The sequence below is a fragment of the Microcoleus sp. S1D4 genome, from assembly GCF_036700765.1.
Lineage (GTDB): Bacteria > Cyanobacteriota > Cyanobacteriia > Cyanobacteriales > Microcoleaceae > Microcoleus.
This window is the reverse complement of the sequence record NZ_JAUBPP010000025.1, coordinates 1-10,273: the sequence shown is the minus strand read 5'-3', so window position 1 is coordinate 10,273 and position 10,273 is coordinate 1. Positions and strand designations below refer to the sequence as shown.

The window sequence follows — 10,273 nt, the reverse complement described above, 5'->3', positions numbered from 1 at the left end:
CCACAAATCGTAGAATCTAGACAACCTTCTCAGCCAGAACCGATTGTCGAAAATCTCGAAATTCCACAAATCGTAGAGTCGAGAGAAATTTCTCAACCAGAACCACCCCCAGTTGTAACAAACCGGAAGCTTAAAAAAAAGCCACAACCGACTAGCGATTCTCAACCAGAACCGCCACCCCTTACCAGAAAGCGACAAATAGAAAAAAGTCCCCAAAATACCAAAGACAGCGAACCAAACCCACCAGCCGACAAAACAGAATGAACCAATTACCAACTACCCAATCCCCAATCCCCAATTCCCAGGTTAGTAATGATTAGTAATATCATCGCCATTTATCGCAAAGAACTCCAAAGCTATTTTGCATCGCCATTAGCATACGCCATCGCCGCCGTCTTTTGGCTGATTACCGGCTACTTCTTAATCGCCATTCTCCTCGCCCCCGACGGGTTAATTCCCCAAATCGCCCAGCGAGATCAAATGGGAATTACCGAACCTCCCATCGACGTAGCCTACGAATTTCTCCAACTATTTCTGCGAATCATGGGTTCCCTTTCACTGTTCGTGCTACCCGCACTTTCAATGGGACTTTACGCAGAAGAACGCAAGCGCGGAACCCTAGAACTTTTAGCCACATCGCCCTTAACAAACTGGGCCGTTGCTACCGGCAAACTCCTCGGCGTTTTGACATTTTACACCACAATGTTGTTGCCCCTGCTCTTCTGCGAGGCGATCGCCCTCAGTTCATCAACCCCACCCGTACCCGCCGGTGTCCTCCTGTTAGGACACGGCGGCCTCATCCTCCTAGCAGCAGCAGTATTGTCCCTCGGAATGTTTATTTCCTCCCTCACAGACAGCACAATTTTATCCGCCATCCTCACCTTCACTCTAGTATTATTTCTGTGGGTAATTGATGCCGCCGCCGTCGGTATTAGCGGCCCCTTAGGAGTCGCATTAGCACAGTTATCGCTACTAACACATTACACCAATCTAGTCAAGGGAGTTTTCGATACCAGCAGTTTAATTATGTTTGCCAGTTACATCATTCTAGGAGTATTTCTCACCGCCCAATCCATCGATGCCTTACGATATCAGCGTTCTTAGAAAGGGAAGGGAAAAGTGGGACAGGAAGAGAATGTGAGAGTGGGAGAATTGCCCAATTCCCAATCCCCAATTCCCAATCCCCAATTCCCAATCCCCAATTCCCAATGCCCAATGACTAATTAGTAATGTTAAATCCTACAAAGTACATCAAACAATGAGATTGATCAATCCCAAAATAGACTTTGCGTTCAAAAAAATATTCGCTTCCAGCGACAGCCAAGACATCCTAATTAATTTTTTAAACGCCATCCTTTATGAAGCACAGCCAGTCATCGAAGACTTAGAAATAATCAAATCCCAACCAGGAAATCAAACTTTCGGAGTAGACACACAACTAGATGTCAAAGCCACAATAAACGGCGACCGAATCGCCCTCATTGAAATTCAAGTAATCAACGTCCCTTCCTTCGGAACCAGAGTTTTGTACAACGCGGCTAAAACCTACAGCCTGCAATTAACACGAGAAGAACGCTACGAAAGACTCAAAACAGTAATTTCTTTAAAAATTGCCGATTTTGAAATGTTTGGAAACCAACCAGAATTTCTGACGCGATTTGTTTTCAAAGAAAAAGAGCAACAGTTTGACTATCCCGATACTGAAATAGAATTAGTATTTATAGAACTGCCCAAATTCACTAAAGAATTAGCAGAATTAGAAACCACCGCAGACAGATGGATTTACCTTCTCAAAAACACCAGCACTTTGGATACAATACCAGAAACACTTAGTGCAGTCCCCGAAATTGAGAAAGCTTTGAGAATGGCCAGCGAAGACAAGTTCACTGAAGAAGAATTAAATGAATTGCAGAACCAAGAACTGTGGATTGAAGACCAGCAGATTGCCATAGAGTTAGCAAAAGAACAGGTAACAAAAGCCGCTCATTTATCGTTAATTTTGCGTCAAATCGTGCGGCGTTTAGGCACAATCCAACCAGATACTGAAAATTGTATCCGTCAATTAGGCGTGCAGGAATTACAAGAATTAGGAGATGCCGTCCTGGATTTTCAACAGCAGTCAGACTTAACAGCCTGGTTGCAGGCTAATGCAATATGAATAACATTCTCGAACCGGAAAATTATCGTCCCATATTTATGTTATGAAAATTAAGAAAACCAATTGGAAATATATTTTTTGGCTGGGGCCCCTCCTCATCGCAGCAGGTTTAACAGCAGCATTTGTATCCGCAGCATGGGAACCCCTGACAGTCGGTTTAGTTATTGCCGGAACGGTGACGATCGCACTTTGGCTGCTATATTTAACTCACGAACAAGGCTTTTGGGGGCAGCGTTCCACCCAAGCCGGCACCAACGCCCTAATTGCTACCATCGCAGTATTTGTGATTCTCGGAATAATTAACTTCATCGCATTTCGCTATCCCCTCCGCATCGACTTAACCGAAAGCCAACAGTTTACCCTCGCCCCCCAGACTAAACAAATACTGCAAAACCTCCAACAACCAGTCAAAGTATGGGTATTTGACCCCATTCAAAATCCCCAAACAAAAGAATTGTTGCAAAGCTACAAACGCGAGGGAGGTTCTAAGTTCCAATACGAATTTGTAGACCCGCAGGCCCAACCGGGAAAAGCCAGGGAATTTAGCATTACCAGCATTGGAGAAGTTTACCTGCAATCGGGCGACAAAAAACAAGAGCTGCAAAAAGGTGGCACAGCTTTTGGTAGCGACCCAAATCAAGGTCTTTCAGAGATCAAACTTACCAATGGCTTAGAAGAAATTCTGAGCACTCGCGTTCCTACAGTTTACTTTTTGCAAGGTAAAGGAACGCGCCCGCTGAAAGAAGGTCAAGGCGGAATTGAGCAAGCCCAAAAAGCTCTGAAAGATAAATACTATAACGCCCAAACGCTAAATTTTGCCGAACGCCAAGAAGTTCCCGAAGATGCAGATGCTTTAATTATTGCTGGGCCAGAAAAACCGTTTATCGATGCAGAAATTAAAGCGCTAAAAGCTTATCTCGATCGCGGCGGCAGTTTATTCTTAATGGTAGACCCAGCAATTAATACCGGATTGGACAAATTTCTGCAAGAATGGGGCCTAAAATTAGACACCCGTTTGGTCATCGATGCTTCCGGCGGCGGTCAAAGATTCGGCCTGGGCCCGACGGTTCCCACAGTCAGGCGCTACGGCGACAATCCGATTACTAAAAGTTTCGGCACCGGCATTTCATTTTATCCGTTTGCGCGTGCTTTGGAAACCACGCCCGTAGCAGGGATAGAAGAACAACCGCTGCTGTGGACGAGTCAGGAAAGTTGGGCGGAAAGCGATTTGACGACTAAGAAATTGGAGTTCGATCAGAAGACCGATCGACAAGGCCCGTTATTATTAGGTGTGGCTTTAGTGCGATCGGGCGCTGACAGCACTCCCTTAAAACCCTCACCCTCGCCTTCTCCATCTGCGACAACATCCCCATCTCCAACAACATCGCCATCTGCGACAACATCCCCATCTCCGACAGCATCCCCATTTCCGACAACATCCCCATTTCCGACAGATTCTCAATCTCCAACAACATCCCCATCTCCAACAACATCGCCGACAGCTTCCCCAATTAGCTACTCGGTGATTGTCTCCCAAGAAGCTACGCCGCCAGTATTACCGACAGCTTCCCCAACACCCACAACATCTCCCGAAAGTTCCCCAACACCCACACCATCTCCCACAACATCTCCCACACCATCTCCCACACCATCTCCCACACCATCTCCGAAGCCAACCACAACTCCTTCTGTACCATCAAGTTCTCAAAAAACATCGCGCATGGTAGTAATTGGCACATCTCAATTTGTGACTAACGGTTGGTTTGAGCAACAACTCAATAGTGACGTATTTCTCAACTCTGTCAGTTGGTTGAGTAAACCAGACCAACAAAGCCTTTCTATAAGTCCGAAAAAATCTACCAACCGTCGCATTAATATGACGGTCATCCAAATAGGATTGCTGATTTTAGCTTGGCTAGTTTGGCCCTTACTCGGACTGGTAATAGGCGGCACTATCTGGTGGAAGAGAAGATAAATTAGTTGACTGTTGACTGTTGTCAATTGTCAGTGGGCAATTGTCAGTGGGCAATTGTTAGTTGTCAGTTGTCAGTGGGCAATTGTTAATTCTTTACTGTGGCTAATAACAAATAACCAATAACATTAATCAACAGTAAACAGTCAACAATGCCCAATCCCTCCGGTTCGCTGGGCCCTATTTGGCCAATCCCTCCGCTTCGCTCCGCCCAATTCCCAATGCCCAATTCCCAGTTATTATGAAATTGCAGAAAAATACATTTGTATTGATAGCCGTCGCGCTAAGCATGATTGGGTTCGTTTCTGTGTACGAAATGCAGGTGTCTCCCCAGCAGGAAGCGGCGAAGGAAAATAAACAGAAAATTTTTAATTTTAAGTCCGATCGCATACAATTCTTTACAGTAAAAACTCCTGAAAAAATCTTGACTTTTGAGCGAGTTTATGCTACAAAAGGAGGCAAGTCTAGCTGGGAAATGAAATTGCCGGTGCAAGTACACGCGAGTGAGGCTTCGGTGGATTTTTTGCTAGACAGGCTAGCGACAGGAAAGAGCGATCGCACGATTAATACTACCGCGGCTAAACTCCCAGAATACGGTCTAGACAAACCCCAAGCTACAGTCACAGTCAAGCTGGACAACCAGGAAACTCACCGCCTAGTTTTAGGCAAAACAGACTTTAGCGGCCGCTTCTTGTACGCTCTAGCCAATCCGGGGGAAGCGCCCCCTCCAAATTCAGCCGAAAATTTGCCCGTGCTGCTAGTGCCTTTTGACTTTAAAAATGCTGTCAATCGACCTTTGTCAGAATGGCAAAAAGCAGAAGCACCCAAACCAGAGAAATCACCAACACCATCTCCTACTCCAATTCCTGAGAATCAATAGTTGGGGAGTCGATCGAACTCGATCGCGCGACACAAAACATTCAGACTTACCCAAGAGCACTCTGAGATAGAATTGAAAGAACAAATCCCAAAACCTGTTACATCGAACATTCCTCGCCTAAAATACAGAAAAGTCTAAAGTTAAACTGTATTCAAGCGGCGTGCATTAACCCCAGGAAAGGGCGAATATGTTTCAGACAGCACTCAACCAAGGTACGACAGCAACGGATACAGCGCTTGACGTTGAACTCCGCAAGGTCTTTAAGGTATTTAACGGCGAAACCGCAGTTCGCGGAGTTGACATCAGCATTCGACAAGGAGAATTTTTTAGCATTCTCGGCCCCTCCGGCTGCGGTAAGACTACGACGCTGCGTTTAATCGCTGGCTTCGAGACTCCCTCGGCGGGCGAATTGATGATTCGCGGCCAGTCGATGACCAACACTCCAGCTTACCGCCGTCCGGTAAATACCGTGTTTCAAAGCTACGCTTTGTTCGGACACATGAATGTCTGGGACAATATCGCTTTTGGATTGCGGATTAAAAAGCTCGGAAAAACGGAAATAGAAGAACGGGTAAAAGAAGTTTTGCAATTGGTGAAAATGGAATCTTTCGCCAATCGGTTTCCCGGTCAAATGTCGGGCGGCCAGCAGCAGCGGGTGGCTTTGGCGAGAGCTCTGGTAAATCGACCGGCGGTACTACTGCTGGATGAACCGCTGGGGGCTCTGGATTTGAAGTTGCGGAAGCAGATGCAGTTGGAACTGTCGAATTTGCATCAAGAATTAGGCTTGACTTTTGTGATGGTGACTCACGATCAAGAAGAGGCGATGAGTCTGTCAGACAGGATTGCGGTGATGCACGAGGGCCGAATTGAGCAAATCGGTTCACCCGAAGAAATTTATGAGTGTCCGCAGACGGCTTTTGTGGCGGATTTTATTGGGGATACGAATTTGTTTTCTGGTACGGTGGAGTCGATCGACCGATCGACTCTCACAGTTCGCACCTCGGCCAATCTGAAAATAATCGTTCAGCAGTCAGATATGTGGAATGGTGTCACAGGCGACTCTGTGGTGGTCAGCGTCCGGCCGGAAAAAGTATATTTGAATCTATACCAGCCGGAAGTGTCGGTCAACTGTTTTGAAGGGCGGCTCAAAAATACTATGTACATGGGCACTCACGTTCATTACGTGGTTGAGTTGACCTCTGGCGATAAAATTACGGTGCGCCAGCCAAATACCGGCGGCTCTTTCCCAGACCAAAACACGCCGATTTATGCCTACTGGGGAACTACTGATTGCCTTGCTTTGGGCGATCGATCCTAATGAGGGAGAGGGGGAGAATGGGAGAGGGGGAGAGAGGGAGAGGGGGAGAATGGGAGAGGGGGAGAGGGGGAGAGAGGGAGAGGGGGAGAATGGGAGAGGGGGAGAGAGGGAGAGGGGGAGAATGGGAGAGGGGGAAAATGGGAAAATAGGAGAATGCCCAATGCCCAATTCCCAATGCCCAATTCCCAATTCCCAATTCTCAATGCCCAATTCTCAATGCCCAATGCCCAATGCCCAATTCCCAATTCCCAATTCCCAATTCCCAATCCCCAATTCCCCAATCTAAAATCTAAAATCTAAAATCTAAAATCAAACTGTGCCTCCGACAAATCTACCAATTTCCAGGATTTTCCCGGCTAATTCGACACGCCGTCAGTTCCTAAAAAATTCGGCGGCGACAATTTCCGGCTTAGCCCTTTCGAGTTGCGGCTGGCGACTGGCAGACGTACAATCTGCTCCTCCCGTCACAGGTTCTGCCGACCAACTGTTCATCTATACGTGGGCTGGCTATACCGATAAAGCTTTGCTCGATCGCTTTGCCGAAAAAACAGGCATTCGCGTAGTAGCCGACGTGTTTAGTTCCAACGAAGAAATGCTGGCTAGAGTTCAAGCCGGCGGCGGCCGCGCCTACAGCATCATTTACCCGTCTGACTACATGGTGGTTCAGATGACGGAACTGGAGCTGTTGACTAAATTAGACCACTCGATTTTGGGCGGACTCGATCGGCTCAAAAAACAGTTCCAAAACCCTGTCTACGACCCAGGAAACCGCTACAGCGTCCCTTTGAGTTGGGGAACCACAGGCTTGATTTACAACAGCGAACAACTCAAAGAAGCTCCGGTCGATTGGAACTATTTGTGGCAACACAAACAGGAGCTAGCAAGACGAATGACGCTAGCAAGCGATGTTCGAGAAGTCATGGGTGCTGCGTTGCGGATGCTTGGCTATTCCCTCAATTCTACGAACCCAGAGCAAGTCAAAAAAGCTTACGAAAAGTTGGTGGAACTCAAACCCGCGATCGCATCTTTTACCACAGATGCTTGGCGGCCGCAAATGCTGACTGGCGATTTGAAGATAGCCATGTGTTATTCTTCTGATGCTAATGAAGTAATTCCAGATAACGATAAATTGAAATATATCGTGCCAAAAAGTGGTTCTTCTTTGTGGACAGACACTTTAGTAATTCCCAAAGGTGCTCCCAATCCCGAAGCAGCTTATAAATGGATTAACTTTATGCTGCAAGCCGATATCGCTGCTTCTTTAGTAGAACGGCTCAGTTTTTCAACTCCTTCGGAAGATGCTTTTAGTTTGTTAACGCCGGAAGTCCGCGAAAACGAAATTCTTTTCCCCTCGGAAGCTGTTTTAAGAAATTGCGAAGGTGTTGCTCCGGTAGGGAAATTTATGGAAGTGTACGATCGCTATTGGACTAAATTAACCAGCGGCTGATCCTCACCTGTAGGGCGGACTTTACACGCAATCTCTGACTTTTATCCAAATTTTACATCAATCCGCCCCCACAGTCGATCGCCCGCTGCATCGCTCCGTATTATATCCGCGTTAATCCGCGTTCATCAGCGGTTAAAAAATCAAAACTATTATTTATGGCTGTTTCCACCAAAGCTCCCCCTCCGATTCCTCCCACATCTCCCGTAAAAGCTGAAACTCGCTCCCCGTGGTCATCGTGGGCTGGGCCGCTAGCATTGCTCGGCCCTTCTGGCTTGTTCCTAGTTTTATTATTAGTAATACCAACTCTGGTAATTTTTCAGCTTAGCTTAGTACCAAATATTAAGCCGGGAGATTTGGTGAATCCTTCGGGAATCGGCAACTATCTGCGAGTGTTTGAACCGCTGAATTTGCAGGTGATGGGTCGATCGCTCTTTTTCGCAACTGGAACTACCATACTCTGTTTGGTGCTGGGATTTCCCGTCGCTTACTGGATAGCCCTCAATGTCTCGCCGAAGTGGCGGAATTTAACATTATTGGGCTTTGTGTTGCCGCTGTGGACTTCTTCGTTGTTGCGATCGTATGCTTGGATTACAATACTGCGTCCTACGGGCGTTCTCAACTCGGTCTTAGCCCTTGTAGGCATCCCTCCTCTAGAATTGTTAAATCAAAGTTCCGCCGTTCTCATCGGCATGGCTTACAGCTATTTGCCTTATATCGTAACAATTCTCTACGCTTCTTTGGAAAAGCTCGATCGCAGATTGTTAGAAGCATCTCAAGATTTGGGCGCGAATCCGGTAGAAACTTTCTGGAAAGTGACAGTACCTCAAACAATGCCGGGAATTGCAGCAGGCTCTTTGCTAGTATTTATTAGCTGTTTGGGCGATTTTGTCGATCCCGAATTGCTCGGTGGAGCTTCCAGCATGACAGCCGCTCGTTTGATTTACAATCAGTTTTTGGGAGCAACACAAAATTGGGGGCTGGGTTCGGCTCTGAGTATGGTATTAATTTTTGCAGTGAGTATCGGAATTGCCCTTTTGCTCAAATATGGCGATCGTAATGCAGTTTAGTCAGTAGTCAGTAGTTATTGGTTATTGGTTATTGGTTATTGGTTATTGGTTATTGGTTATTTGTTATTTGTTATTGGTTATTGGTTATTGGTTATTGGTTATTTGTTAATTCCACTTCGCAATTCCCAATTCGCAATTCCCAATTCCCAATTCCCAATTCCCCATTCCCAATTCCCAATTCCCAATTCCCAATTCCCAATTCCCAATCCCCAATCCCCAATTCCCCATCCCCAATTCCCAATTCCCAATCCCCAATTCCCAATTCCCAATTCCCAAATTACCAATTCGCGATTAACGAGACATGGAAAATCCCACCAACAATCCACAGGAGGAAATACCACCCGATATGTACTTAAAACCTAAATTTAAAATTTCTTGGCAAGTCATATTTGCCATCTCCATGTTTTTTTATATGTACCTACCCATATTGGTACTCACATTTTACAGCTTTAACAAATCGCGTTTTAGTGCCGGCTGGGAAGGATTTACCTTAAATTGGTACGTTCAATTATTTAGCGATACGCGAATATTAATTGCCCTCAGAAATAGTTTAACAGTCGCGATTTGTGCAGTTGCAATCTCGGCTGTACTCGGAACTTTAATGGCCGTTGGTTTAGCCCGCTACCGCTTTCCGGGGAAAAGTTTATATCAGGGAGTTTCCTACTTGCCGATTATTATTCCAGATATTGCCAGCGCGGTTGCTACTCTGGTATTTTTAGCAGCCCTCGCTATTCCTCTGAGTTTGTGGACAATTGTCGCCGCCCACGTTGTGTTTTGTCTGGCTTACATCGCTCTAGCTGTTTCTACTAGATTGGCGGATTTAAACCCATATTTAGAAGAAGCTGCCTTAGATTTGGGTGCAACACCTGTTGAGGCTTTTATTCAGGTTTTGTTACCTCAATTAATACCTGGCATAGTTTCTGGTTGTCTGCTGTCTTTTGTCCTCAGCATGGACGACTTTTTGATTGCGAGTTTCACCGCAGGTAGCGGGACTACAACTCTGCCGATGGAAATTTTTAGCCGGATTCGGACTGGCGTGAAACCTGATATTAATGCTCTCAGCGTGCTGTTAATAGTAGGTTCGGGAGGATTAGCATTTTTAGCAGAATATTTGCGCGGCCGCAGCGATCAAAAACGGTCTCATTAGTCAGTTGGTAGTTGGCAGTTGGCAGTTGGCAGTTGGTAGTTGGTAGTTGGCAGTAGTCAGTAGTCAGTAGTCAGTAGTCATTGGTTATAATACAAAATCCGGGTTTTGGATACTATTTACGAACCAGTCGGCGTAGGCCGACATCGTTTGTTTAGTAGCGGTTTCAATCGCCGAATCATGAAGGGGGTATGTTACCCGCATTTGGTATTACAGCACTTCCGGGTGTTATGAGGTACAATAAAAATAGATTAAAAAATACACCAATGAAAGCATATTCAGTAGAT

The 10,273-nt window shown here is 46.0% G+C and carries 9 protein-coding genes and 1 pseudogene; 9 read left to right on the top strand and 1 reads right to left on the bottom strand.

The genetic code is table 11. The annotated features are described in order from the left end of the window. From QT998_RS22160 to QT998_RS22125, 8 genes and pseudogenes are all read left to right on the top strand, one after another. Positions 1-264, top strand: a pseudogene (locus tag QT998_RS22160) (hypothetical protein); the annotation flags it as partial. 48 nt (positions 265-312) lie between these two features. Continuing rightward, a complete protein-coding gene (locus tag QT998_RS22155; protein ID WP_333093578.1) occupies positions 313-1,104 on the top strand; it encodes an ABC transporter permease in 792 nt (263 codons plus the stop codon). A 154-nt stretch (positions 1,105-1,258) separates the two neighbouring features. Beyond that, positions 1,259-2,158, top strand: coding sequence for an Rpn family recombination-promoting nuclease/putative transposase (locus QT998_RS22150; RefSeq protein ID WP_333093577.1), 900 nt, complete (start codon positions 1,259-1,261; stop codon positions 2,156-2,158). A 43-nt stretch (positions 2,159-2,201) separates the two neighbouring features. Then, positions 2,202-4,133: a Gldg family protein gene (locus QT998_RS22145; RefSeq protein ID WP_333117849.1), complete on the top strand. Its 1,932-nt coding sequence runs from the start codon at positions 2,202-2,204 to the stop codon at positions 4,131-4,133. Between the two features lie 238 nt (positions 4,134-4,371). After that, entirely contained in the window at positions 4,372-5,010 is a 639-nt protein-coding gene (locus QT998_RS22140; RefSeq protein ID WP_333117848.1) for a DUF4340 domain-containing protein, read from the top strand. A 187-nt stretch (positions 5,011-5,197) separates the two neighbouring features. Beyond that, entirely contained in the window at positions 5,198-6,328 is a 1,131-nt protein-coding gene (locus QT998_RS22135; protein ID WP_194071218.1) for an ABC transporter ATP-binding protein, read from the top strand. Positions 6,329-6,644: 316 nt separating this feature from the next. Then, complete coding sequence (locus QT998_RS22130; protein ID WP_194071275.1) at positions 6,645-7,775, top strand: ABC transporter substrate-binding protein; 1,131 nt, start codon at positions 6,645-6,647, stop codon at positions 7,773-7,775. A 155-nt stretch (positions 7,776-7,930) separates the two neighbouring features. Then, a complete protein-coding gene (locus tag QT998_RS22125; protein WP_333093572.1) occupies positions 7,931-8,842 on the top strand; it encodes an ABC transporter permease in 912 nt (303 codons plus the stop codon). A gap of 98 nt (positions 8,843-8,940) precedes the next feature. Here QT998_RS22125 and QT998_RS22120 read toward each other — a convergent pair whose 3' ends face one another. Next, positions 8,941-9,183: a hypothetical protein gene (locus tag QT998_RS22120; RefSeq protein ID WP_333118937.1), complete on the bottom strand. Its 243-nt coding sequence runs from the start codon at positions 9,181-9,183 to the stop codon at positions 8,941-8,943. Here QT998_RS22120 and QT998_RS22115 point away from each other — a divergent pair. Then, positions 9,144-9,989 (top strand): ABC transporter permease, encoded by an 846-nt coding sequence (locus QT998_RS22115; RefSeq protein ID WP_333093571.1) that lies wholly within the window; start codon positions 9,144-9,146, stop codon positions 9,987-9,989. The genes QT998_RS22120 and QT998_RS22115 overlap by 40 nt on opposite strands. Positions 9,990-10,273 lie beyond the last annotated feature (284 nt).